Genomic DNA, 25,386 nt, shown 5'->3' with positions numbered 1-25,386 from the left:
TTGGTTATGGAGATTAGCATCACGATTTTATCAAAGTATTTGATTTTATTGATATTGACTCCGACATATTCGCTGTTTTGCTTATTTATGTTATCTCAGAGTCGGAAAATAGTGACGCATATCCCAACCTCAAAATTGTTTAAAAGCAAACTGGTAAGCTGAGTTAAAATATTGTTAAAGTTATGATGTGAATTTGAGTCTTACTCTGGCGACCAATAATAATTTCAGGAGTGCTACCTTGGAAAAAGTATGGCTAAAGCGCTATCCGGCGGACGTTCCCGCAGAGATTGACCCGGACCGCTATTCTTCTTTGGTGGAAATGTTTGAGAATGCGGCATTGCGTTATGCGGACCAACCTGCGTTCATCAATATGGGGGAGGTGATGACCTTCCGTAAGCTGGAAGAGCGTAGCCGTGCTTTTGCCGCCTATTTGCAACAAGGTTTAGGGCTGCAAAAAGGCGACCGGGTAGCCTTGATGATGCCTAATCTGCTGCAATATCCTATCGCTCTGTTTGGTATTTTGCGCGCGGGTATGGTGGTGGTGAATGTTAACCCACTGTATACCCCGCGAGAACTGGAGCATCAGCTGAATGACAGTGGGGCCGCCGCCATTGTTATTGTCTCCAATTTTGCTCACACACTGGAAAAAGTCGTGTTCAAAACCCAGGTTAAGCACGTCATTTTGACGCGCATGGGTGATCAATTATCGACGGCCAAAGGAACGCTGGTTAATTTCGTGGTGAAGTATATCAAGCGACTAGTACCGAAATATTATTTGCCTGATGCCATTTCGTTCCGTACCGCCTTACAAAAAGGCCGACGCATGCAATATGTGAAGCCGGATGTTATCAATACGGATATGGCCTTCTTGCAGTATACCGGCGGGACGACCGGTGTCGCGAAAGGCGCGATGCTGACTCACCGCAATATGCAATCGAACCTAGAGCAGGCAAAAGCGGCTTATGCGCCATTACTGCAACCGGGCCATGAATTGGTCGTGACGGCACTGCCTCTCTACCATATCTTTGCTTTAACCATGAACTGCTTACTGTTTATCGAGTTAGGCGGGCGTAGCCTGTTAATCACCAATCCCCGTGATATTCCGGGCATGGTGAAAGAGCTAAGCCGCTATCCATTCACGGCAATGACCGGTGTGAATACATTATTTAATGCGCTGCTAAATAATGAAGAATTTACCAAGTTAGATTTCTCGACATTACGGCTTTCAGTGGGAGGCGGTATGCCAGTGCAAAAAGCGGTGGCTGAAAAGTGGGAAAAACTGACCGGTAAACACTTATTAGAAGGCTACGGTTTAACGGAATGTTCGCCGCTGGTCACCGGTAACCCTTACGATTTGAAGCATTACAGTGGCAGCATTGGTTTGCCCGTCCCCTCCACGGATGTTCGGCTGGTTGATGATGAAGGTCACGAGGTGACGGTGTTCGGTGAGTCGGGCGAACTATGGGTGCGTGGTCCACAAGTTATGTTAGGCTATTGGCAACGGCCTGATGCGACCGATGAAGTGCTAAAAGACGGCTGGTTGGCAACCGGTGATATTGCGACACTCGATGAACAAGGTTTCTTGCGAATTGTTGACCGTAAGAAAGACATGATTTTAGTTTCCGGCTTTAACGTCTACCCCAATGAGATTGAAGATGTGGTCGCGTTACATGCGAAAGTGCTGGAGTCTGCCGCCGTCGGGGTGCCTAATGAGGTCTCAGGCGAGACGGTAAAATTGTTCGTAGTGAAAAAAGATGCTTCATTGACGCCTGAAGAGCTGCTAACCCATTGCCGCCGCTACCTTACAGGGTATAAAGTACCGAAAATAGTAGAGTTTCGTGACGAATTGCCGAAATCGAATGTCGGTAAAATCTTACGAAGGGAACTGCGTGACGAACAGGTTAAGGCTAAAGCTGGCGAGCAAAACGCGGCTTAGCGTAACCAAGTCACTCAATCATCATCAACAACGCCGGTCATTACCGGCGTTGTTGTGTTTGCCATAGACTATACCCAGTTGAACGATAGCGGGTATAACGACCAAGAGAATGACGTTTTGAATTATCAGTTGATCACGACCGACAGTGCGTTGCAGCAGGTCTGCGAACTAGCCCGAAAACATGCCCATGTCGCGCTGGATACAGAGTTTGTCAGAACGCGTACTTACTATCCGCAGTTGGGCCTGATTCAGCTGTATGACGGTGAACAACTTTCACTGATCGACCCTTTACCTATCACTGAGTGGCAACCTTTCCGCGAACTACTACAAGATTTGAATGTGGTGAAGTATCTGCATGCCGGTAGTGAAGATCTTGAAGTCTTCCTCAATGCCTTTGGTCTGATGCCTACGCCGATGATTGATACTCAGGTATTGGCTGCATTCTCGGGGCGTACGCTATCTTGTGGCTTTGCCATGCTGGTGAATGAGTTTGAAGGTGTCGAGTTAGATAAAAGTGAATCTCGCACGGATTGGATTGCACGGCCGCTCAGTGAAAAACAGTGTGATTATGCGGCCGCGGATGTGTTTTATCTGTTGCCATTAGCCACTAAGCTGGTTGCAGCGACCGAGGCTGCTGAGCGGATGGATGCGGCTATTGATGAATGCCAACTGCTGTGTCGACGCCGTAGCGAGACATTGGATCCGGAATTGGCATACCGTGAAATCACCAATGCCTGGCAGTTGCGTGGCCACCAGTTGGCTTGTTTACAAAAGCTGGCATCATGGCGTTTGCATCAAGCACGCGAGCGCGATCTGGCGGTGAATTTTGTCGTGCGTGAAGAAAATCTGTGGCAGGTTGCCCGCTATCAGCCAACCTCACTAGGGGAGTTGGATGCTCTGGGATTAAGTGGCCAAGAGATTCGTTATCACGGGCGTACTTTGTTGGCGCTGGTGGCTGAGGGTAATGCTGTCCCTGAAGACCAACTGCCCCCACCGGTGATCAATTTGATTGATCAGCCCGGCTATAAGAAAGTCTTTAAAGATATTAAAGCACTTATTCTCTCAGTCAGTGAACGCAGTGGGCTTAGCAGTGAGTTATTGGCATCACGTCGTCAAATAAACCAATTACTCAGTTGGCATTGGAAACTGAAATCAACAGATACTCAGCCCGAATTATTAAGTGGTTGGCGTGGGGATTTATTGTCGGTGGAATTGACCGAGATTTTACAACAGTATTAATTGATATTCAGAGGGGAGGAGACTTCACTCTGAATGTTTCAGTTTAAATTTATAGCCAGTAGCTAGAAAACTAAAATAAGGATCTGGAACATCCTTTTTTTATGGCGATATATTTGAAAATGAAGTTTGAGCTGGATATATATACAGTCAGCTAAAGAGAAATATCCCCTGTAAATAAATACAGGGGATAGTTATTGCGAAGAAATCATTTAGGCGTTTCTTCCGTTTCCGGTAATGTCACGTTAAGTTCAAGCACCGAAATATCATCCCCTTTTTGCTCAAATTGCACATGCAGCATTTCAGGGTCGATCTGAATATATTTACAAATAACCGCCAAAATATCGCGTTTCAAGTCAGGCAAATAATGGGGCTCACTGTCCCCACGACGACGCTCAGCGACGATAATTTGCAGCCGTTCCTTGGCTATATTGGCTGTCGGTTTTTTGCGGGACAGAAAAAAGTCTAACAAAGCCATGGTTTATCCCCCAAAAAGGCGTTTCAGGAAGCCCTTCTTCTCTTCTTCGATGAAGCGGAAGGGACGTTCTTCTCCTAGCAAACGGTCAACGGTATCGTCATAAGCTTTACCGGCATCTGACTCTTTGTCCAGAATCACAGGCTCGCCTTGGTTCGAGGCACGCAATACAGACTGATCTTCCGGAATAACGCCAACCAGTGGGATCCTCAGGATATCGAGGACATCTTCCATGCTAAGCATATCGCCGCGATTAACACGCCCTGGATTGTAGCGGGTCAATAGCAGATGTTCTTTAATTGGATCCTGGCCTTTTTCTGCACGACGTGATTTAGATGACAGGATCCCAAGGATACGGTCTGAGTCACGTACGGAAGAAACTTCAGGGTTGGTTGTGATAACCGCTTCGTCAGCAAAATACAGAGCCATCAAAGCACCGCTTTCGATACCCGCCGGTGAGTCACACACAACGAACTCAAAATTCATGTCGCCAAGATCGTTTAAAATCTTTTCAACACCTTCTTTGGTCAGGGCGTCTTTGTCACGGGTTTGTGAAGCGGGCAGAATATATAGATTATCTGTGCGCTTATCTTTTATTAATGCCTGGTTCAAAGTGGCGTCACCTTGAATAACATTAACAAAATCGTAAACCACCCGGCGCTCACATCCCATAATCAAGTCTAGGTTCCGCAGCCCGATATCGAAATCGATAACAACGGTTTTTTTACCTTTTTGGGCCAAGCCGGTTGCGATAGCCGCGCTTGATGTGGTCTTGCCAACGCCCCCTTTACCCGATGTAACAACAATAATGCGTGCCATGAAATGGATTCCTTGTCAAAAGGGCTTAATTTAAAGGTTGTATAGTTAATGCGTTATCCAGCAGATGCAAACGCGCAGCTTGACCAAAATAGTCGCGCGGGATCTGATCACTCAACCAGTACTGCCCTGCGATAGAGACTAGTTCAGCACCCAGATGTGTGCAAAAAATCTGGCATTGAGCATCACCCGATGCACCTGCTAGCGCACGGCCTCGCATCATTCCATAGATATGAATATTGCCGTCGGCAATTAATTCAGCACCGGCACTGACACTGCTGATAACAATCAAATCGCAATTTCGAGCATAAATCTGTTGGCCAGAACGGACAGGTGTGTTGATGATTCGTGTCTTGGTAGGAACGTTTTCAGGCGGGCTGACAACTGGCTCTGGCGCCATTTTCTGGCCTTTGCCTTCGCTCAGTAACGGCAAGCCTGCACGCGCTATTGCACGTTTTTGACGTTCATCCTGACAACCACTGATGCCCACAATACGCAGACCTGCTGAAGTGACAGCCTGTTGGAGATCTTTCCAGTTAGCACCGTTAGGTAACGTTGCAACGTTAATCACAACAGGGGCGTTTTTCAGGAAAGCAGGCGCTTGATCTACCTTTTCCTGTAATGCCTGACGGATTATCTCTGGTCGAGAATCATGTAAGTGAACGACCGATAGGGTAAAACTACTGCCTTTTAACTCAATTGGCGATTGTGACATCTATCCTGACTCAGTTTCAGCTGCGCTTAATCCCCGCAATATCATTCGGGGTACAATATTCTGATCTTCCTAAGCATGTTATAGGTAATATAAAAAGAAATCTATCCGTATCAATATATTGAAATCCTATGGTCACAATGACTCCAATCCGACAAGAAATTACAGCATAACTTCTGCTTATTCGCTAGCCCTGACCCGCCTATATTTAGCTATTATCACGACCATGATTGAGTTGTTTGTTTTTTCAGCAGTCAGCGTGGTTTTATGCGGATTTCGCTCTGCCCATAAAAATCGTTTTTTTCTCTACAATGTGGTCATTTTTTTATCAGTTGAAGTTGTTTTTTATAAAATATAGTAATAGCTGACCATTATTATCACTTTTAAGATGATGAAATTGGGGTGGCGAATGTTGTTATTATCGGCTTGGTGAAATACCTCACAATATTATTTCAGAAAAATCTCACTTAGTACTTTGCCAATGTGTGAAACAGAATGGAAAATGATCATAAATGATAAGGCCCAGTCCATTTTTTTGGGCTCGATATAAACTGCGCCAATAAGTGCTATTTTTAGTTATTTAACATTGAGAATGATAATCATTTTGTGATAATTTGCGCTTTCTATGACGTTCAATCTAAAGGAAATCAATGATGAAAAGGAATTTCATCCTGCTATCATTTATCTGCATTACAGCATTGTCTACCCCGGTAACTACATCGGCTGACTATAGTTATCATGCTGAAATTCCAAAAGATAGTAAGGTTTCTCCCGATTATCTGGAAAAACGTAAGGCGCTCGGTTCGGTGGTTCCGGATGCGGACTCATGGCAACGGCAACTGGATGAAGAAAAAGCGCGGATGGATGCAGAGACGGCAAGACGTGAAGCTGAGAAACAGGCCAAATGTCAGCAGCAGGAATATCTATCACGCCGACGTGCTGACAATGGTAAGTATCAATACTATACGCCAGACCCTTGTGCGGGCCGTGTAGGCATAGAAATTCCCGTCTATTGACAACTCGGGCCTGCAACAGGGCCTGACGTGTTATAATCTTAAGCTAACTATGCTGTTTTATTATTGAATTTATCAACCAGAGTCCAGAACATGCTTTGTGCTATCTATAGAAGTCCGAAACGGGATCAAACCTACCTATATATTGAAACAAAAGATGATTTTTCGAGAGTCCCGGCTGAGTTACTTGCCAGTTTTGGCAAACCGCAATTCGCGATGCTGCTTTCATTGAACGAGCGCAAAAGCCTGGCAACAGCGGATATCGAGAAAGTAAAAAAGGCACTTGTCGAACAGGGGTTTTATTTGCAAGTCCCGCCGCCGCCAGAAAGTTTGTTGAAAATGCATTTGGGTGAAACCCACTGATTTTAAACGCCCAGCTTCCTCACTGGCTGTTGCTTTACATAGGAATGCGCCGATGAAATTGTCAAAGATTGCCGTCGCACTGCTGACGGTTATCTCTGTGGGTTGTGCCAATAAGAATTCGGCCGCGCCAATACAAACCCAAGTTGCGGCACCTCAAGTGATGGCAACGTCAGCCTCTACCAATAGCAGCAATACTGCAACGATGCTCTCTTCGCAGGGGCGGGATCCGGCGGCATTCCCTGCTTATGTTGAACAGTTGAAAACCCAGGCCCGCGTCAATGGGATCAGTGATGCGACGTTGAATGTTGCTTTTGCAAATATTCATTTTGTTGACCGGGTGATTCAATCTGACCGTAATCAGCTAGAGAAGAAAGTCACACTGGATGATTACCTGGCCAAGGTTTTGACGGCGAACAGAATAAAGCAGGGCAAGGAGAACTATCAGCGCTATCGACCTCAGTTATCTCAAGTGACCGCCCGCTACGGTGTACCTGAGCGCTATATTGTTGCGCTGTGGGGGCTGGAGAGTAGTTTTGGCAAGATTCAGGGTAAAGAAGATGTGATTTCGGCTTTATCGACATTAGCATTTGAAGGGCGGCGAGAAGCTTTTTTTACTCAAGAACTGATGGCGGCGCTACAGATTATCCAACAAGGTAAGGTTGAGGACCGGCAATTAAAAGGGTCTTGGGCCGGAGCTATGGGGCAAAGTCAGTTTATGCCCAGTTCTTTCCTGACCTATGGTGCCGATGGTGATGGCGATGGCAAAATCGATATTTGGAATAATATTGATGATGTATTTGCTTCTACTGCTAACTATCTGTCTACTGAAGGTTGGCAACCCGACATAGGTTGGGGTCAGGAAGCGCAGTTGCCGGCAGGATTCAATGTTGCACTTGCGGGTTTAAAAGATAAGCAAGCCAAGACAGTGGCACAATGGCAACAGCTTGGTGTGACACCGATACCGGTCGGGAAGGTTGCTAACCCAGGCTTACGTGCTTGGGTGGTTATCCCCGATGATATTCAAGGGCGAGCATTTCTGGTCTATGATAATTTTCGGACCATTATGCACTGGAACCGCTCTTACTATTTCGCCATCAGCATAGGTATGATGGCTGATAGCATTAGCCAATAATGTTTGTGGCTAATAATATCTATGATTAAATAGTTGTTGTATACCCCGGTTAAATAGCCGCGGTGTAGTGTCTATCAGGATGTGAATTCAGGAGAGGCAGTATGTACCAACATAGAGACTGGCAAGGGTCTTTGCTGGATTTTCCAGTAAGTAAAGTGGTTTGTGTCGGCAGCAACTATGCCGAACATATTAAAGAAATGGGGAGTACAGCCTCAGCTGAACCGGTGCTGTTTATCAAACCTGAAACGGCATTATGCGATATTCGCCAGCCGGTCTCTATTCCGAAAGATTTCGGTGCGGTACATCATGAAGTGGAATTAGCGGTCTTGATCGGTACGCCGTTAAAACAAGCCAATGAAGATAGAGTGGCGCGTGCTATTGCCGGTTATGGTGTGGCATTGGATTTAACGCTGCGTGAACTACAATCAGGCTTGAAAAAAGCGGGGCAACCGTGGGAGAAATCCAAGGCATTTGATGGATCGTGCCCCATTTCCGGTTTTATACCGGTGGCTGAATTTGGCGATGCACAAAATGCTGATTTGTCCCTGACCATTAATGATGAAATCCGCCAGCAGGGTAACACTCGCGACATGATTACCCCGATCATTCCATTGATAAGCTATATCAGCCGCTTCTTTACATTACGTGCGGGCGATGTGGTGCTGACAGGAACGCCACAGGGTGTCGGGCCGATGAAATCAGGCGATATGCTTAAAATTATGCTAAATGGTAAAACGTTAAACACCCGCATAATCTAAGAAAACAGTGCCGTTTGTCCACTTGGATGGGCGGCAAAACTTGCATCTGATAGCCAAAACGTCTATAACGACCCGCTTATTTAGCTATATGCCCATTAGCTGCATGCTCATCAACTACACCGGATACAGATATGTCACAACGTCCTTTTTGGCAACAAAAAACACTCGCTGAGATGTCAGATAGTGAATGGGAATCGCTGTGTGACGGATGCGGTCAATGCTGTTTAAATAAATTGATTGATGAGGACACTGATGAAATCTATTTCACCAATGTGGCCTGTGATCAGCTCAATATTAAAACCTGTCAATGCCGTAACTATGAGCGTCGCTTTGAATTAGAAGAAGATTGCATCAAGTTAACGCGCGAAAATCTGGTCACTTTTGATTGGCTGCCACCAACATGTGCCTATCGTTTAATTGGTGAGGGCCATGATTTACCAAGCTGGCATCCACTGTTAACCGGGTCAAAATCTGCGATGCATGGTGAACGAATTTCAGTGCGTCATATTGCGGTTCGCGAGAGCGAAGTCATTGACTGGCAAGATCACATTCTGAATAAACCACAGTGGGCCAGATAGTTCTTATCTATGAATAAGCTCGATATGGCTGACTTACGCCGAAATTTAACCAAGAAACCTAAAAAATGAAATATTCAACATTAGCCGCTGTCATCATCGGCATCTCCGCTACTTTAGGTAGTGTTTCACACCAGGTTCAGGCCGCAGGGGCTTCGTTAATTAACCTTGAGTGTGAATTGAAGGATGGCGCCAGCCTTACCGCGGTATTGGATGGTCCAAATCAGCAATTGACCATCGATAACTCGGTGTTTCAATTTGTGAAAGTAAATCCAGAAGGTCAGGGTGAGTCGTTAATCTTCCAGAAGGCCAGTAGCCAAGAGCAAGTGATCGCTTCTCTTAACATTTCGGCATTGCCAATTCGTTTGGCTATTGTCGATGGTGAGCAAGCTAATCAATATATTTGCACTCATACCAAAGCTTAACCCTTTGATAACTGGATTCACTTAAGGCTGCCTAACGGTGGCCTTTTTAATTATGTGACCCGTAGCAAAAAAGTTCTACGCATAAAAGTTGAGAAATAAAAAATCCAAAGAGAGTCTCGGTGGAAGAAAATTTTCAATTTATCTTGATGAAATATTATAACGCTGTATGATTATTAGTCCGATGAAGTAAATGCATAGCAATATTTTTGGTCATCGCGCAGTTAGATGGCCGAAAGAAAGATGCTTAACAGAGAAGCTTAGTGGGTGGTTTTCCAGTGCGTTTCTCTGTTGTGCAATAGTCATGCTTAGGCTGTGTAACGTTGGAGTGTACGATGAACGCTTACACCATAACATGACGGTCGGGAAAGCACCGGCACCCTTTTAAAACCCTGGTTTTTGCCAGGGTTTTTTGTATCTGGGCCTAACTAAACAAAATGACAGCCACTTTTTTATATTAGTAAATTTGATTAAACCAACGGATGGATTAATCCTTAGCCGATGCTGAAGTTACCCACAAAGTAGTAAAGTGAGTCTTCCATCTGAAGAGTTAAATAGCTTGATTGATAACACCGCAATAATTTCTGCTTCTGCAATCATTGAGAAGGGCGCGGTGATTGGTGCGAATGTACAGATTGGTCACTTTTGTTACATTGGTTCTCAAGTCACTATTGGTTCTGGCACAGTACTTAAATCACATGTCGTGATTAATGGTATTACTGAGCTGGGATGTGACAATAATATTGGACAGTTCTCCTCCATTGGGGAGGTTAATCAGGATCTTAAATATAAGGGTGAGGCCACTAAGGTTGTTATCGGCAGCCGTAATTTGATTCAACAGAATGTCACTATCCATCGCGGTACCTTGCAGGGTGGCGGCGTGACCCATATTGGTGATGATAATAATCTGATGAGCCACGTCCATATTGGTCATGATTGCATTATTGGTAACCACTGTTTATTGGCGTCGAATGTGGGATTAGCCGGGCACGTTGAGATTGATGATTTTGCAGTCATCGGGGCAGCAAGTGCGGTGCATCAATTTTGCGTGATTGGTACTTATGCATTGGTCAATACAGGTTCCTGTGTGGTACAGGATATTCCTCCGTATGTTATTGCCGAAGGGAATCGTGCTGTACCCATTGGCGTCAAGGCAGATGGGCTAAACTGGGGGGATGGGCAAGCTGTCCAAAATGCTTATCAGCTTATTTATCATGCGGGTAAATTGGTCGCGGATGTTAATGAAGAAATTGAGACCTTGGCGAAAGAGTGGCAAATATTAATCCCCTATAAGCCTTTTTTCTCCCGCTCTGCACGTGGAATTATTCGTTAAATGAATCAGGTCAAAGATTGCTGATTTGTCTTATTTCTCATGCGGGTCAGTACCACTAGCAGTGTGATAGCTTCACTCTGTTAGTGTATATAAAAAAGGCGCCACATTCTATGGGCGCCTTAAACAGATAAAGATATGTATGAAAACTATCGGCCAAACAGATCGCGTCTTTTCGGCTTAACAAACTGACTTATCAGCACTAATAGCGACACCAACAGGTAAACCGCAAAAATACCCACTAACCATTGTGGCATTTCCAAGCTCAAGAATTCCCATTGCTTTACCGCACAATCGCCACTGGCAACAAAAATAGCCGGGAACCATTTATCCAATGGTAGCCAAGAGGGGAAGCTCACAAAGAAATCACAGGTGGTGAAAGGTGATGGATGCAGTTGCAGCATGGTATGTGTCCAGGCCAGCTGAACCCCTTTCCAGGCGCTGTAAATCCAGATGAAAATAGCCAGATAACGCAAAGGTGATTTAGGTGCAATAGCACCCAGCAATGCTGCACCAAGAATACCGAATAATGCGGCGCGTTCGTAAATACACATCACGCAAGGCTGCAGCAGCATCACGTGTTGAAAATAGAGCGCAACTAATTCTAATGCAAGTGCAGTCAGGGCCAGTAATAGCCAAGCACCGCGCCCTTTAGAGCAGCGGTTAAGGAATTGCAACATATCTTTATTTTCCATGCAGTAAGCAATTGTACCGGCAGTGTAAACCAATTCATCTTTGCTGCCAGCTACCCAAAGGCAAAATTAGGCAAAAATCAGTTATTTCTCGCGAATGACCGACTACCACGAACATAAATTTTGCTTTGGGTAAGATATTGGTTTGTTTTGCCAGCCCATAATCCTTTTAAGTCTACCCCATAGTATTTGAAACTCATGTCTATGGGTATAGCACTGTCCCTCGTGGCGAGGGAAAGTGTAGGGCTGGCAGAGACAATAATGCAAGCAATCAGTGTGTGATGCTAACCTCGGTCGCTATGTGAGGCAAACTTATCCAGCCACTTTGCATCATCCATTCTGTCACCGGAACTAATAGATACTCAACACCCAACAGACCCACAACTGTCATCACGATGGTATAAGGCAGGGCCATATACACCATGCGGCCATATGAGAGGCGAATCAATGGTGCGAGTGCCGAGGTCAGCAGGAACAAGAATGCGGCTTGACCATTTGGTGTGGCAACTGACGGCAAGTTAGTCCCGGTATTAATGGCGACAGCCAATAATTCAAATTGCTGGAGTGAAATGATGCCATGCTCAAATGCATTGCGCGCCTCATTGATATACACCGTGCCAACAAAGACATTATCTGATACCGACGATAGCAAACCGTTAAACAGATAAAACAGGGATAACTGAGCTGATGGTGAAGATTGCAGAACGAACTGAATAATAGGTGTGAATAAACTTTGCTCGATAATTACTGCCACCACCGCGAAAAAGACCGTGAGCAGGGCAGTGAAAGGCAATGCTTCCTGAAATGCTTTACCCAGTGCATGTTCATTGGTGATGCCGCAAAGAGAGGTCGCAAGAATAATGACCGACAGCCCCACCAAGCCTACCTCGGCTAAATGGAATGCTAGCGCCAGTACCAGCCACACGCCAATCAGCGCCTGAACCAGAAGTTTCATTTTCTCCTGCCGGGTTCGCTTTGCACTGGCTTGTTTGTCGTAATCAGTTAAAACCTGACGGACACGCTCAGGTAACTCTGTACCATAGCCAAACAGTTTAAAACGTTCTACCAACAGGCATACCAATAAACCGCAGCACAGCACCGGCAGAGTGACAGGCAACATGCGGATAAAGAAATCCGCAAAATTCCAACCTGCACTTTTGGCGATAATCAGATTTTGCGGTTCTCCCACCATGGTCATCACGCCACCCAGTGCAGTGCCCACCCCTGCATGCATCATTAGGCTGCGCAGAAATGCTCGGAATTGCTCCAGTGTTTTGCGATTATCTTGACTGTCGATCCAACTGTCATCGTTAATGTCTTTATCCGAGTGATTGGATGCAACATGATGATAAATAGTATAAAAACCGACAGAGACACTAATAACTACCGCGATAACGGTTAAGGCATCCAGGAAAGCGGAAAGAAAAGCAGAAGCCACACAGAAGGCTAATGACAGCGTAATCTTTGAACGGATGTTGAGTAGCAGTTTGGTAAAAACGAATAATAATAGCTGCTTCATAAAGTAGATGCCCGCTACCATAAACACCAGTAGCAACAGGACTTCCAGATTATTAGCAATCTCTTCGGCTACTTGATGCGGGCTGGTCATACCGATAGCTACGGCTTGAATGGCGAGTAAACCACCGGGTTGCAGTGGATAACATTTCAGTGCCATTGCCAGTGTAAAGATGAATTCTATCACCAGCATCCAACCGGCGAGAAACGGGCTGACGAAGAAAAACACCAACGGGTTAATGATGAGGAACCCTATAATTGCCAGTTTGTACCAATCTGGTGAGTTACCAAGAAAATTCCTAAGTACGGCTTGTCTAATGGTCATATCCATTGTGGCTTATGGTCTCCTTAATAAATTATTATGATGCTATTGCTGCTCAAAGTTACATTTTACTTTACGTTATTGGTCTAAATGCAACACGTATAATCTGCTCATCATTCTATCTGCGCAATTTTTGCAACTTTATGACTGCTTTCACCATTTGTTCTGCTCCGATGCTATGTCAGAATAGAGTCGTCTGGTATGATGAGCACACTAAATTGCTGATATTTATCGCTACGGAACGTCAAAAAATATGGTTATAAAGGCGCAAAGTCCTGCCGGTTTCGCGGAAGAGTATATTATTGAAAGTATTTGGAATAATCGCTTCCCTCCAGGCACTATTTTGCCCGCGGAACGTGAACTTTCAGAGCTTATTGGAGTTACCCGCACAACATTGCGCGAAGTGCTGCAACGGCTAGCCCGCGATGGCTGGCTCACTATTCAGCATGGTAAACCGACGAAAGTAAACAACTTTTGGGAGACGTCCGGTCTTAATATCTTGGAAACGCTGGCGCGGCTTGACCATGACAGTGTGCCACAATTGATAGACAACTTACTGGCTGTTCGAACCAATATCGCTACCATCTTTGTCCGGACGGCTATTCGTAATCATCCGGAAAAAGCCCAGGAAATTCTGGCACAAGCCCAGACGGTTGATGATAATTCAGAGGCCTTTACTGCTCTGGATTATGGTATTTTCCGTGGTTTGGCGTTTGCTTCAGGTAATCCGATCTATGGCTTGATCCTCAATGGACTGAAAGGGCTTTATACCCGGGTGGGGCGTTACTATTTCTCTAATCCTGAAGCGCGTAAGTTGGCACTGACGTTTTATAGCAAACTGTCGACATTGTGCGATGAGAAAGGGCACGAGCAGGTATTAGAATGCTTGCGGACCTACGGTAAAGAGAGTGGCGCTATCTGGCACAGTATGCAGGGCACCATGCCAAGTGATTTGGCTGAAGCTCGCCGCTAGGTAATAGCGTTAAAATAATAAAGCAAAAGGGGCATTCGATGCCCCTTTTTCATGATTGTTAATCGCGTTTAGAGTTTGTTGGCCCTGGGCGGAACGCTGTCGAGCAATTCAATACTGCCATCAGCATTCAGTTGTTCCATATGAATATCAAACCCCCATAACCGATGAATATGTTTCATCACTTGCTGACGACTTTTATCCAGTGGCGCCCGGTCATGAGGAATATAGCGTAGCGTCAGAGAGCGGTCACCGCGCAAATCAACATTCCAGACCTGAATGTTTGGCTCATGGTTGCTCAAATTATATTGAGCAGACAACTCATTACGAATGGCGCGATAACCCTCTTCGTTATGAATGGCCGAAATTTCCAGATAATTATTCTTATCATCATCCATCACAGTAAAGAGACGGAAGTCACGCATCACTTTCGGTGATAAGAATTGGCTGATGAAGCTTTCATCCTTAAAGTCGCGCATGGCAAAATGCAGGGTATCCAACCAATCTTTACCGGCAATATCAGGGAACCAGTAATAGTCCTCTTCAGTTGGAAATTGGCAGATGCGCTTGATATCTTGGAACATGGCAAACCCCAGAGCATAGGGGTTAATACCATTGTAATAAGGGCTGTTGTACGGCGGCTGGTAGACCACGTTAGTATGGCTGTGCAAGAACTCCATCATAAACCTATCTGTGACTCGGCCCTCGTCATACAGATGGTTCAAAATAGTGTAATGCCAGAAGGTGGCCCAGCCTTCATTCATCACTTGAGTCTGTTTCTGTGGATAAAAATACTGGCTAACTTTGCGCACAATGCGCAGCACTTCCCGCTGCCATGATTCCAACAGTGGGGCATTTTTCTCCATGAAATACAGCAGATTTTCTTGTGGCTCACTCGGATAGCGCTGAGCCTGAGCTTGTACTTCCCCCCGATCCTTACGTGGTAAGGTTTTCCACAAAGAGTTGACCTGACTTTGCAGATACTCCTCACGGCTTTTCTGGCGGGCAGTTTCCTCAATTAAAGATATTTTTTGCGGGCGTTTATAGCGATCCACCCCATAATTCATCAGTGCGTGGCAAGAGTCGAGTAGGCGCTCGACTTCTTCAACACCATAACGTTCTTCGCATTCACTAATGTAATGGCGAGCAAACAGCAGATAATCCACGATGGAACTGGCATCCGTCCACGCGCGGAATAAATAGTTATTCTTAAAGAAGGAATTATGGCCATAGCAGGCGTGAGCCATGACTAAGGCTTGCATAGTGATGGTGTTTTCTTCCATTAAATAAGCAATGCAAGGATTGGAGTTAATCACAATCTCGTAGGCCAGTCCTTGTTGACCATGCTTATATTTTTGCTCGGTTTCGATAAATTTCTTACCGAAAGACCAATGGGTATAGTTGATTGGCATGCCGATACTTGAATAGGCATCCATCATTTGTTCTGAGGTGATCACCTCTATCTGATGGGGATAGGTATCAAGCCGGTAATGTTTTGCCACCCGGTCGATTTGATCCAGATAGACCTGTAACAATTCAAATGTCCAGTCCGGGCCGTCAGTCAGGCGCTTATCTTGCGCGGTGTGTTTCGGTGTTGAAGTTGTCATTAGCGCATCCTCACGGTTTTATAACCCTGCAAAATACTGGTCACTTCAATAATCCTAGCTCAATATAAACAAACTGAGGCATGGCAAGACCTTATGTCAATATAGATTATTTTTTATCGTCCTAACGGATAATCTTAAATGGGTTTTTATTAGATTATTATTCTGTAATTTTGCTTATTTTCTGGAATATAAAACCAATAAAATCAACTTCTGCAACATGCTAATTATTCGTGCTGTTAATAGGGATATTTAGCCAATTTCTCAGCCTTTTTTTTGTTTAATCGCATAAAAATAGCATCTTATCGCTATTTTCCTGACGCTATTGAATTAGAAAGTCACGGCACTGTAAATTAATTGTGAATCAAGTCACGGTCTATAATTAATGTGTTGGATAGTTTTTTCTGCTAGGTTAATTTTATGTCAACAGAATATTATGCTTTTGATGTGATTTTGGAGTGAGGATGATATGCGCGTTGTCATTTTAGGAAGTGGTGTAGTGGGTGTCGCCAGTGCCTGGTACTTAGCCAAAGATGGCCATGATGTCACCGTCATTGACCGCCAGGAGGGGCCCGCGCAAGAGACCAGTGCCGCTAATGCGGGCCAAATATCCCCCGGATATGCCGCCCCTTGGGCCGCGCCCGGTGTTCCCTTAAAGGCCATTAAATGGATGTTTCAACGCCACGCCCCGCTGGCGATTCATCTGGATGGCAGTGCATTCCAGTTGCGCTGGATGTGGCAGATGTTGAGAAACTGCGACACTTCCCACTATATGACCAATAAAAGCCGTATGGTTCGGCTGGCGGAGTACAGTCGCGATTGTTTAAAAGACCTGCGCGAAGAGACGGGGATTCAGTATGAGGGCCGGCAGGGGGGCACACTGCAACTGTTCCGTACCGAACAGCAATTTGATAATGCGGCGAAAGATATTGCGGTATTGGATGATGCAGGGGTGCCATATTCGTTGCTGACGGCTGATCAGCTGGCTACTGTCGAACCGGCATTGGCCAAAGTGGCACACAAACTCACGGGTGGTTTACGTCTCCCCAATGATGAAACGGGTGACTGTCAGCTATTTACCGAGCGGCTGGCAAAAATGGCGGAACACGCCGGAGTCAAATTCATCTTTAACTGTTCGGTGGATAAGTTGCTGGTGGATGGTGATCAAATCGCGGGAGTATTGTGTGGCGATGACATCATAAAAGCAGATGCTTATGTGGTCGCTTTTGGTGCTTACTCAACTGCGCTGTTAGCCGGGTTAGTGTCGATTCCCGTTTATCCACTCAAAGGCTACTCACTGACTATCCCTATCACTGACCCGGCGTCAGCCCCATTTTCTACCGTGTTGGATGAAACCTACAAGATTGCAATTACTCGCTTTGACGACCGCATCCGCGTTGGCGGTATGGCCGAAATTGTCGGATTTAATACCCAATTGGAACAGGCACGGCGTGAAACATTGGAAATGGTGGTCACAGATTTGTATCCCCATGGGGGCAATATTAGCCAGGCCATATTCTGGACCGGTTTGCGCCCAATGACGCCGGATGGCACGCCCATCGTCGGGCGAACCTCTATTAAGAACCTCTATCTGAATACCGGGCACGGCACTTTGGGCTGGACGATGGCCTGTGGTTCAGGCCAATTATTGGCTGATATTATGTATGGTCGCCGACCTGCAATTTTGGCTGATGACCTTGCGGTATCGCGTTATAGCGCGGGCTTTCGGCCATTGAATACTGCGCCATTACACGACATTCACCCGGTTCGCTAAAACTCGTATCAGCCATGCATAATCTATGGAAAAACTGCAATAGGTTGTGTATGGCTGACTACTGCTTTGGAAGGAATAAGCATGCCTCGCCCGATATCTGCCACCCTTAATTTATCTGCACTGCGCCATAATTTGAGTACTGTTCGCCATCATGCCGGATCCGCCAAGATATGGTCAGTGGTGAAAGCCAATGCCTATGGGCACGGTCTGGCGCGTATTTGGCAAGGGCTGGCGGCAACGGATGGCTTTGCACTGTTGGATTTAAATGAAGCAATAATGTTGCGTGAACAGGGCTGGCAGGGGCCGATTTTGCTGCTTGAGGGCTTCTTTCAGCCGCAGGACTTAGTGCTGCTGGACTACTATCGCCTAACGACTACGGTGCACAGTGACTGGCAGCTTGAGGCGATCAAAGCCGCCCGTTTGTCTGCTCCGCTGAATATTTATTTAAAACTCAACAGTGGGATGAATCGCTTAGGTTTTCCGGTTGGGCAGGCGGAGGCCATCTGGCAATGGGCGAAGAGTTTGAGTCACGTGGGTGAGGTGACGCTAATGAGCCATTTTGCCAATGCGGATAATGATATCGGTGTAGAGACGCAATTTTCCCTTATTCAACAGGCCACCGCGCAGATTCCGGCCGCGCGATGCTTTGCGAATTCAGCCGCAATATTGCGTCATCCAGAAACTCACTATGACTGGGTGCGCCCCGGCATTATCCTCTACGGCGCGGCACCCAGTGGTGATAGTGCCGATATCGCAGAAATGGGGCTGCAACCGGTGATGAGCTTGAACAGTGAAATTATTGCGCTGCAATCATTGTCAACCGGTCACTCGGTGGGCTATGGCAGCCGCTACACCGCCAGTGCGGCGCAACGGATCGGTGTGGTTGCCTGTGGCTATGCCGATGGTTACCCACGGCTGGCACCCAGTGGGACACCCATCAGGGTCGACGGCATATTGACGCAGACGGTCGGGTCAATCTCGATGGATATGTTGACGGTAGATTTAACCCCGTGCCCGCAAGCGCAAATAGGTAGCAAAGTCGAAGTCTGGGGTGAAAACCAACCTATTGATGATGTGGCTAAAGCCGCGGGCACAGTGGGGTATGAGTTGATGTGCGCGCTGGCCAATAGAGTGCCGGTTACCTTACGCCCTTGACGTTGTCACATGGTCAGCGGCTGTTATCACCCAATGAGTATCATCTGCTCATCGTGAGCCATTGGTTTGCTGTCCAGCTACAACGCCAAAGGTATTGGCCAGTGTTTGCGGTATGTTAGTTGATTTTTTGTAGTGTCCCACGAACATGTTTACTGGCGCGGCGTGCTAGCCATGCCAGTATGCAACCTACCAGCATCACAATAGCCAGTGAGAGTTTTGGCTCAATGGGGAGTGCCATGGCCAGTAAACCTAATCCGGCTCCCCCTGCCATTTGCACAAAACCGACTAAGGCTGAGGCAACACCAGCTTCATTGGCATAAGGCTCCAGTGCATAACTGGTGGCGGGCCCCATCATAAAGGCTAAACCGGCACAGGCACTGGCGACCGGTAACATGTAAACCAACCAGTGATCCTGTGTGGCAGTTGACAGTTGGGTCAGCCCGAATAGTAACCCCAGACAACCTAGTGCCATCAGTACACTGCCGGTCATCAGGCACGTCGGACGGCCCACTTTCTGGATAACCCGGCTGGCAAAAAAGCTGACCGCCATAATCCAAAAACCATTGGCCCCAAACACCAGCGAAAATTGCAATGGGCTGAGCCCTGCGCCAACCATCAACACATTGGGGGCCAGCGAAACATAGGTCAATGCCATGCCCATTGCACCCGCGTTAACCAGTGAGAAAATCAGGAAGCGGTCATCACGCAAGATGCGTAGATAATTCTTTATGGGTAAACTTTTTACCGGCTGTGTATCTGCCGGACGAGTTTCTGGTAGGAAAATAATTATCAGAATTAACACTAATAAGCCGTAGAGTGCCAGGAACCAGAAAGGGGCGCGCCAACCAAAGGCTTCGGCTAATAAACCACCCAGCAGGGGGGCCAATGCCGGAACAATATTTAATGTTCCATTGAGGAATCCAAAGGCGCGGGCGGCTTCATTGCCATTAAGACGGTCACGCACGCCACTGAAGGCTACCACCGCAGTGCAACAAACCGCCACACCCTGTAGCAGGCGGGAACTGACAAACATCATCGGGCTGACCGCCAGCGCGGCCATAGCGGCACCCAGCATGTAAAGAATGATACCGATGATAGCGATTGGCTTGCGACCATATTTATCAACCAAGGGGCCGGCTATGAGTTGACCCAGGCCCAGCACCAGAATAAACAGGGCAATCGTAGACTGGATCAGTGACTCACTACTGTTGAGCCCTATAGCGATGGCCGGAATCGTCGGTAGATAGAGGTCGATACCCAATGGGCCGAGTAGAATGAGGCTTAATAATAGAAAGAGAAATTTTTGCATGGCAACAAGACGACATCCAGATTACACAGGTGGCAAGGATAAATATCCGCCGACTAATGAAAAGGTTGAGCACAGCCAAAACCAAAAATAGTGACGGTGTCACTTATTAGTGTTTGGAATCGGCTAGTAGGGTACTACAACTCATCAGATATCTCTTGTCATTCACTCACTATTTCTTATTATTCATTAACAATTACTTATCACTCATTAACTGGGGGAACCATTAAGTGGTAAGGCGGTGTTCTAGCCATTTCTCCAGTTTGATGGCGGGTAGGGCTTCAGAGAACAGGAACCCTTGACCAATCTGATAGCCTTGACGGCTCAATAAAGTGCGCTGAGCTTCGTTTTCGACCCCCTCAACAATGACCGAGAGTTGCAAGCTTTCGCCAATGCGTATCACGGCCTCACTCAGGGTGCGGCTAGTTTCATCATGCTCAAGGTCGTGGACAAAACTCTTATCCAGCTTGATCTCATCGAGGTCCAGACGGCGCAGGTAGCTCAGGCTAGAGTAACCGGTGCCAAAGTCATCCATAGATAATCGAACGCCTAGACGATGAATCTTTTCGATGGTGGTGAAAATCGCCGGGTTATTTTCAATCAATATATCTTCAGTAATCTCTAACGTCAGGTCCTGTGGCGGCAAATGATAATGCTGCAAAATATGCAAAATCATGTCGGCTAAGCCGGGATTGTGGAAGTTGGTCGGAGACAAGTTCACCGATACCGAGGGGACATCAATCCCTCGCAAACGCCAGTCAGCCAACTGCTCACAGGCTGTTTCAATCGCCCACAGAGCAAGTTCGTTAATCAGGCCGCTCTCTTCGGCAATAGGAATAAAACGCTGTGGTGGGATATTACCCAGTATTGGGTGAACCCAGCGGCTCAGGGCTTCGACACCATACAGATGCCCATCTTTCAGCATTACTTGTGGTTGATAAAATAACTCAAGAGAACCGATATGGAAGGCATGACGCAGGGCATCTTCCATATCCTGGCGTTGTTGATTGATATCATTCATTTCCACACTGAAGAAATTGAAATGCCCATGCCCTCTATTTTTGGCTTTATGCATCGCAATATCGGCATGGTTCATCAACGTATCCATTTCCTCACCATTTTCTGGATATAAACTGATCCCAATACTGGCGGAAGGAATAATATTGACGTTGGCTATCATGCAGGGCTGAGACAGTAAACTGAGCATCTTCTCAACTTTTACGGTGGCTTGCTGCATGGTGCAAGAGGACAGAATAATAATAAATTCATCGCCAGACAGGCGGCCAATAATGTCATTTTTTGGCAGCTCATTGCGTAGTCGTTGGGCGATAGACGCCAGAAGTTCATCGCCAGCCGCATGTCCAAGAGAATCATTCACTTGCTTGAAGCGATCTAAGTTAATCACTAAAACCGCCAGTGAGTGGCCAACTTCAGCGGCTAACGCAATGGTTTTTTTAGCATAAATCAAAAACTGGCTGCGATTAGGTAAACCGGTCAGAGAATCATAAAATGCCAAATGTTGAATTTGTTTGCGTGATACTTCCCGCTCCATCGCCAGAGAACACAAGTTGGCAATTAACTTGACTAACTGGCGATGAAATTCGCTTGGGCTACGTTTCTGCTTGTAATAGAAAGCAAAAGTACCGAGGATTTCCCCTTGACTGGACAGAATGGGCGTTGACCAGCAGGCCAATAACCCATATGGCAGAATTAAGTGGCGATAGTCCGCCCACAATGGGTCAGTGGCAATATCTTGTACATCGACGGGCTCTTTACGAAAAGCGGCGGTGCCACAGGAGCCCGCGTATGGCCCGATAGGCACATTGGTGAGCGCGTCGGTATAACTTAGCGGGAGGCTCGGCGCGGCGAGGTGGCTCAGGTGCTCAGGCCCATTAGCCAGTAAAATACTGGCAGTTACCTCTGGAGCAATGCGTTCGACTTCATAGCACAGCAAAGACATCACTTCTTCAAGAGGACGTTCCTTAACCAGCGCTTCTAATACTTTATATTGCAACACTTCGTACATTTTGGTCAGGGTAATATCGGTTAATACGCCGATGCTATAACTCTGCTCACCTTGCTCATTAACCAGCGAGTTAATCACTGCGGAGCACCAATGGGGTTGCCTATCCTTACTGTAGAAAAGCTCTTTAGGCAGCAGTTGTTGGCGCACATCAGTGGCTGATGAATCTATCAATGCCAACTGTTCAGGATGGGCGCTTTGGAGCAAATCCACCATATTTTGCCCAAGGGCTTGCTCAGGGGTATAGCCAAATAACTTTGTGAACCCTTGATTGATATAAACGGCTTGTTGCCCATGACTACTATTGGCCGCAATAAACATCGCACTGTCGCTACGGTCGGTTAATTGAGTCAGCAGTTGTACCCACTCTTGGGTGGTTTTTTGTTGCTCAATTAAAAAAGTAATGTCCTTGGCAATTTTCACCATGCGGGTCAGTGAGCCATCAGGGCCGGGAACCGGTTGATAAATTGCAGCCAGCCAGACCGTTGAGCCATCTTTGTGCAATCGCTCAAAAGTTCCCTCCAGAGATTCTCCGGCACTTAAGCGTTTTTTAAGTGTTTGATATTCTTCGCTAGTGCTGTAACCCGGAGGGCAAAACATCAAGTGATGTTGACCAATAACTTCATCACGCTGATAGCCAAAATAATCAAGATAGTTTTGGTTAACCGTGATAATACGGCTGGAAAGGTCAAACTCAATAATGGCTAATGACCGATCTAAGGCACTTAATAATGCACTGTTTTCGTTGTATTCAGACTGCGTGACATCTTGTGATGCCGCTGTGTGTTTGGGCTTCATGGTGAATTCCTATGCGAAAGAAGCGCTGGCAGTCGTATTAGCTAAATCAAATTAGGTATCCCCATTGAGATATCACTATTTATGAATAAATAAAATAGGATAAATGACAAATATTAAAGTGCTAATTAACAATAAATGTTAAAAAAATACTGCCGTCTTATTTATCTCAGCACTATTTTCATATATTTGGTATATCAGTAAGTTTAGTTGATAACCGGAGAGGAAAAAGAGGAATTTATTGCGTGTATTACGCCGCGAGCGGTCTGTTTCTAACGGCGTATTTTCTGCAGACAAAAAAATGCCATTACCTGACAACATGGCTATCAGGTAATGGCAGGCAGATCAGCAGTTAAGGTTGGGCATCCATCGAGCCAAAACGACCACTGTTAAAATCAGCAATAGCTTCAGCGATTTGCTCTTGCGAGTTCATCACAAATGGCCCATAACCAATAATAGGCTCATCAATAGGTTCGCCGCTAAGTAATAACAGCACGGCGTCATTATTGGCCTCAATAGTCACATGGCTGCCTGCAGCATCCAGCAATACCATTTCTGCATCGCGGGCAATGGCATCACCATTAACCTGCACCGTGCCCCGCAACACAATCAGTGCGGTGTTCCAGCCATTCGGAAGTGAGAACTCGGCGCTTTTACCCTGATTCAGCCGGATATCCCATACATTCAGGGGTGAGAAAGTATGAGCTGGGCCATTTTTCCCCACATAGTCACCTGCGATAACGCGCAGGCTGCCAGCCTCTTCTGGCAATGCAACCCGAGGAATCATTTCACTGCGAATCGCTTGATAACCGGGCGCTGTCATTTTGTCTTTGGCCGGTAGATTGACCCACAATTGCACCATTTCAAAGGCCCCACCACGTTGTGCAAATGCATCTGAATGAAACTCTTCATGCAAAATACCACCGCCTGCCGTCATCCATTGCACATCACCGGGGCCAATAACACCGCCTTTACCGGTAGAGTCACGATGTTCAACTTCACCGTGGTAAACGATAGTGACCGTTTCAAAGCCACGATGTGGATGCTGCCCGACCCCACGACGATGCTGGGTGGCGGTAAAATCCATCGGCCCGGCATAATCCAGCAGTAAGAAAGGACTCAGTTGCTTGCCATGGCTCTGATATGAAAACAGTGAACGTACCGGGAAGCCATCACCCACCCAATGTTGACGTGGAGCACGATAAATACCCTGAACTTTTTTCATCACTTTCTCCTTACAGCATCATTAATAAGTTATAGCAGCCATGTTGCTTTATGCCTCTGGCCACAAGTTGGAGAAAGTATATATTCGGGATAATCTAAGCAGTAGATAGCGAAATTGAGTATCAGTGTTCTATTATTGGAACAATAATCAAAGTGAAGGCCAATAGCTGAGAGGCGGCTTATGCAGGATCTTAATGATCTCTATTATTATGCAGAGGTGGTAGAGCATGGCGGATTTAGCGCCGCAGCCAGGGTATTAGGCCTGCCGAAGTCAAAGCTGAGCCGACGGGTGGCCTTGCTAGAGGAGCGGTTAGGTGTCCGGCTAATTCAGCGCTCCACGCGACGTTTCGCCGTGACGGATATTGGCCGCAGCTATTACGAACACTGTAAGGCGATGTTGGAAGAAGCCAGGGCCGCGCAAGAGTCAATTGATTTAACCCGGGCGGAACCCCGTGGGGTGGTGCGCATAACTTGCCCAGTGGCATTGTTACAGGCAACGGTCAGTACTATGCTGGCGGATTTTATGGCCACTTGTCCTTTGGTGACAATTCACCTTGAGTCAACTAACCGGCAAGTCGATCCGATCGCTGAGGCCGTAGATATTGCTATTCGTGTCCGGCCACCACCATTGCAAGACAGTGAGTTGGTATTGAAGGTGTTGGGTAATCGCTGTCAATGCCTGGTTGCCAGCCCTGAGTTGCTAACGCGCCAAGGGGAGGTCAACGCTCCTGCTGATTTAACCGGGTGGCCAAGCCTTGGGCTAGGGCAGCCACAACAAGAGTTTATCTGGCATTTAGATGGGCCGGAAGGGGCGCATGCTGCTATTTATCATCAACCACGGTTGGTGACGGCAGACATGACCACTTTGCGTAGTGCGGCACTCAGTGGGGTCGGGGTGGTGCAACTCCCGGTAATGATGGTAACTGAGTCATTGGCGACAGGCGCACTTATTCGCCTGCTACCGGATTGGTCACTGCGCCACGAAATCATCCATGCCGTGTTTGCGTCACGGCGAGGATTACTCCCCTCAGTGCGCAGCGTGCTTGACTATTTGGAGCTGCGTTTTAGCCAACTGGATGACCGATAAACTCATCTGGCGGTCATTCACTGTTTTGTGGCGGCAATATTGCCCCCAGACTTTCATCCGTTTATCCCATGTGGCAGTAAAGCCTGTTTTTGCGCGGATTAACCTTGGCAACCTCATGCAAAGTGCCGATTACGACAGTATGAAATGATGA

22 protein-coding genes are annotated in these 25,386 nt (G+C 46.6%); 13 read left to right on the top strand and 9 right to left on the bottom strand.

Annotation, left to right across the window (positions count from 1 at the left end):
* Nucleotides 1-238 precede the first annotated feature (238 nt).
* Together fadD and rnd are read left to right on the top strand one after the other, a co-directional pair.
* Nucleotides 239-1,936: a long-chain-fatty-acid--CoA ligase FadD gene (fadD, locus tag DJ58_RS18825; RefSeq protein WP_032910862.1), complete on the top strand. Its 1,698-nt coding sequence runs from the start codon at nucleotides 239-241 to the stop codon at nucleotides 1,934-1,936.
* A gap of 117 nt (nucleotides 1,937-2,053) precedes the next feature.
* Entirely contained in the window at nucleotides 2,054-3,175 is a 1,122-nt protein-coding gene (rnd, locus tag DJ58_RS18830) for a ribonuclease D (RefSeq protein WP_032910910.1), read from the top strand.
* Between the two features lie 205 nt (nucleotides 3,176-3,380).
* Here the strand turns inward: rnd and minE are convergent, their stop codons facing one another.
* From minE to minC, 3 genes are read right to left on the bottom strand one after another with little or no spacing between them, the layout of a single operon-like run.
* Nucleotides 3,381-3,650, bottom strand: a complete 270-nt coding sequence (minE, locus tag DJ58_RS18835; protein ID WP_002211180.1) for a cell division topological specificity factor MinE — start codon at nucleotides 3,648-3,650, stop codon at nucleotides 3,381-3,383.
* Nucleotides 3,651-3,653: 3 nt separating this feature from the next.
* On the bottom strand, nucleotides 3,654-4,466 hold the full coding sequence (gene minD, locus DJ58_RS18840; RefSeq protein WP_004708482.1) for a septum site-determining protein MinD: 813 nt from the start codon (nucleotides 4,464-4,466) through the stop codon (nucleotides 3,654-3,656).
* Between the two features lie 25 nt (nucleotides 4,467-4,491).
* On the bottom strand, nucleotides 4,492-5,178 hold the full coding sequence (gene minC / locus DJ58_RS18845; protein WP_004708480.1) for a septum site-determining protein MinC: 687 nt from the start codon (nucleotides 5,176-5,178) through the stop codon (nucleotides 4,492-4,494).
* Nucleotides 5,179-5,828: 650 nt separating this feature from the next.
* On the opposite strand from minC, the gene DJ58_RS18850 reads away from it, so the two are divergent.
* From DJ58_RS18850 to lpxA, 7 genes are all read left to right on the top strand, one after another.
* The gene (locus DJ58_RS18850; protein ID WP_032910861.1) at nucleotides 5,829-6,191 is read left to right on the top strand and encodes a hypothetical protein; all 363 of its coding nucleotides are present in this window, start codon (nucleotides 5,829-5,831) and stop codon (nucleotides 6,189-6,191) included.
* 90 nt (nucleotides 6,192-6,281) lie between these two features.
* Nucleotides 6,282-6,551, top strand: a complete 270-nt coding sequence (locus DJ58_RS18855) for a YcgL domain-containing protein (protein ID WP_032910860.1) — start codon at nucleotides 6,282-6,284, stop codon at nucleotides 6,549-6,551.
* A gap of 52 nt (nucleotides 6,552-6,603) precedes the next feature.
* Nucleotides 6,604-7,683 carry a lytic murein transglycosylase gene (locus DJ58_RS18860; protein WP_004708475.1) on the top strand — a complete coding sequence of 360 codons (1,080 nt, stop codon included), beginning with the start codon at nucleotides 6,604-6,606 and terminating at the stop codon, nucleotides 7,681-7,683.
* Nucleotides 7,684-7,784: 101 nt separating this feature from the next.
* On the top strand, nucleotides 7,785-8,441 hold the full coding sequence (locus DJ58_RS18865) for a fumarylacetoacetate hydrolase family protein (protein ID WP_004708474.1): 657 nt from the start codon (nucleotides 7,785-7,787) through the stop codon (nucleotides 8,439-8,441).
* Between the two features lie 131 nt (nucleotides 8,442-8,572).
* On the top strand, nucleotides 8,573-9,019 hold the full coding sequence (locus DJ58_RS18870; protein WP_004708473.1) for a YcgN family cysteine cluster protein: 447 nt from the start codon (nucleotides 8,573-8,575) through the stop codon (nucleotides 9,017-9,019).
* Between the two features lie 65 nt (nucleotides 9,020-9,084).
* Nucleotides 9,085-9,441 (top strand): hypothetical protein, encoded by a 357-nt coding sequence (locus tag DJ58_RS18875; protein WP_004708471.1) that lies wholly within the window; start codon nucleotides 9,085-9,087, stop codon nucleotides 9,439-9,441.
* A gap of 556 nt (nucleotides 9,442-9,997) precedes the next feature.
* Nucleotides 9,998-10,771, top strand: a complete 774-nt coding sequence (gene lpxA / locus DJ58_RS18880; protein WP_032910909.1) for an acyl-ACP--UDP-N-acetylglucosamine O-acyltransferase — start codon at nucleotides 9,998-10,000, stop codon at nucleotides 10,769-10,771.
* Nucleotides 10,772-10,917: 146 nt separating this feature from the next.
* Here the strand turns inward: lpxA and dsbB are convergent, their stop codons facing one another.
* The gene (dsbB, locus tag DJ58_RS18885) at nucleotides 10,918-11,448 is read right to left on the bottom strand and encodes a disulfide bond formation protein DsbB (protein WP_032910907.1); all 531 of its coding nucleotides are present in this window, start codon (nucleotides 11,446-11,448) and stop codon (nucleotides 10,918-10,920) included.
* 283 nt (nucleotides 11,449-11,731) lie between these two features.
* Nucleotides 11,732-13,306 (bottom strand): sodium/proton antiporter NhaB, encoded by a 1,575-nt coding sequence (nhaB, locus tag DJ58_RS18890; RefSeq protein WP_004708468.1) that lies wholly within the window; start codon nucleotides 13,304-13,306, stop codon nucleotides 11,732-11,734.
* Nucleotides 13,307-13,550: 244 nt separating this feature from the next.
* Between nhaB and fadR the strand changes: the two genes are divergently transcribed.
* Complete coding sequence (gene fadR / locus DJ58_RS18895) at nucleotides 13,551-14,270, top strand: fatty acid metabolism transcriptional regulator FadR (RefSeq protein WP_004708466.1); 720 nt, start codon at nucleotides 13,551-13,553, stop codon at nucleotides 14,268-14,270.
* Nucleotides 14,271-14,338: 68 nt separating this feature from the next.
* Here fadR and DJ58_RS18900 read toward each other — a convergent pair whose 3' ends face one another.
* Complete coding sequence (locus DJ58_RS18900) at nucleotides 14,339-15,874, bottom strand: SpoVR family protein (RefSeq protein WP_004708463.1); 1,536 nt, start codon at nucleotides 15,872-15,874, stop codon at nucleotides 14,339-14,341.
* 466 nt (nucleotides 15,875-16,340) lie between these two features.
* Here DJ58_RS18900 and DJ58_RS18905 point away from each other — a divergent pair, with 466 nt between their 5' ends.
* Nucleotides 16,341-17,645 carry a D-amino acid dehydrogenase gene (locus DJ58_RS18905; protein ID WP_004708462.1) on the top strand — a complete coding sequence of 435 codons (1,305 nt, stop codon included), beginning with the start codon at nucleotides 16,341-16,343 and terminating at the stop codon, nucleotides 17,643-17,645.
* Nucleotides 17,646-17,726: 81 nt separating this feature from the next.
* Complete coding sequence (gene dadX, locus DJ58_RS18910) at nucleotides 17,727-18,800, top strand: catabolic alanine racemase DadX (protein WP_004708461.1); 1,074 nt, start codon at nucleotides 17,727-17,729, stop codon at nucleotides 18,798-18,800.
* 115 nt (nucleotides 18,801-18,915) lie between these two features.
* Here the strand turns inward: dadX and DJ58_RS18915 are convergent, their stop codons facing one another.
* The 3 genes from DJ58_RS18915 to DJ58_RS18925 all read right to left on the bottom strand — a co-directional run bounded on the left by DJ58_RS18915 (nucleotide 18,916) and on the right by DJ58_RS18925 (nucleotide 24,149).
* Nucleotides 18,916-20,109, bottom strand: coding sequence for a Bcr/CflA family efflux MFS transporter (locus DJ58_RS18915; RefSeq protein WP_004708458.1), 1,194 nt, complete (start codon nucleotides 20,107-20,109; stop codon nucleotides 18,916-18,918).
* 223 nt (nucleotides 20,110-20,332) lie between these two features.
* Nucleotides 20,333-22,927 (bottom strand): bifunctional diguanylate cyclase/phosphodiesterase, encoded by a 2,595-nt coding sequence (locus DJ58_RS18920; RefSeq protein ID WP_004708457.1) that lies wholly within the window; start codon nucleotides 22,925-22,927, stop codon nucleotides 20,333-20,335.
* Nucleotides 22,928-23,276: 349 nt separating this feature from the next.
* Nucleotides 23,277-24,149, bottom strand: coding sequence for a pirin family protein (locus tag DJ58_RS18925; protein WP_032910858.1), 873 nt, complete (start codon nucleotides 24,147-24,149; stop codon nucleotides 23,277-23,279).
* A 180-nt stretch (nucleotides 24,150-24,329) separates the two neighbouring features.
* On the opposite strand from DJ58_RS18925, the gene DJ58_RS18930 reads away from it, so the two are divergent.
* Nucleotides 24,330-25,235: a LysR family transcriptional regulator gene (locus DJ58_RS18930; RefSeq protein WP_004708452.1), complete on the top strand. Its 906-nt coding sequence runs from the start codon at nucleotides 24,330-24,332 to the stop codon at nucleotides 25,233-25,235.
* Nucleotides 25,236-25,386 lie beyond the last annotated feature (151 nt).

This window comes from Yersinia frederiksenii ATCC 33641 (assembly GCF_000754805.1).
In the GTDB taxonomy this organism is placed as follows: domain Bacteria; phylum Pseudomonadota; class Gammaproteobacteria; order Enterobacterales; family Enterobacteriaceae; genus Yersinia; species Yersinia frederiksenii.
This window is presented reverse-complemented; position numbering and strand designations above follow the sequence as displayed.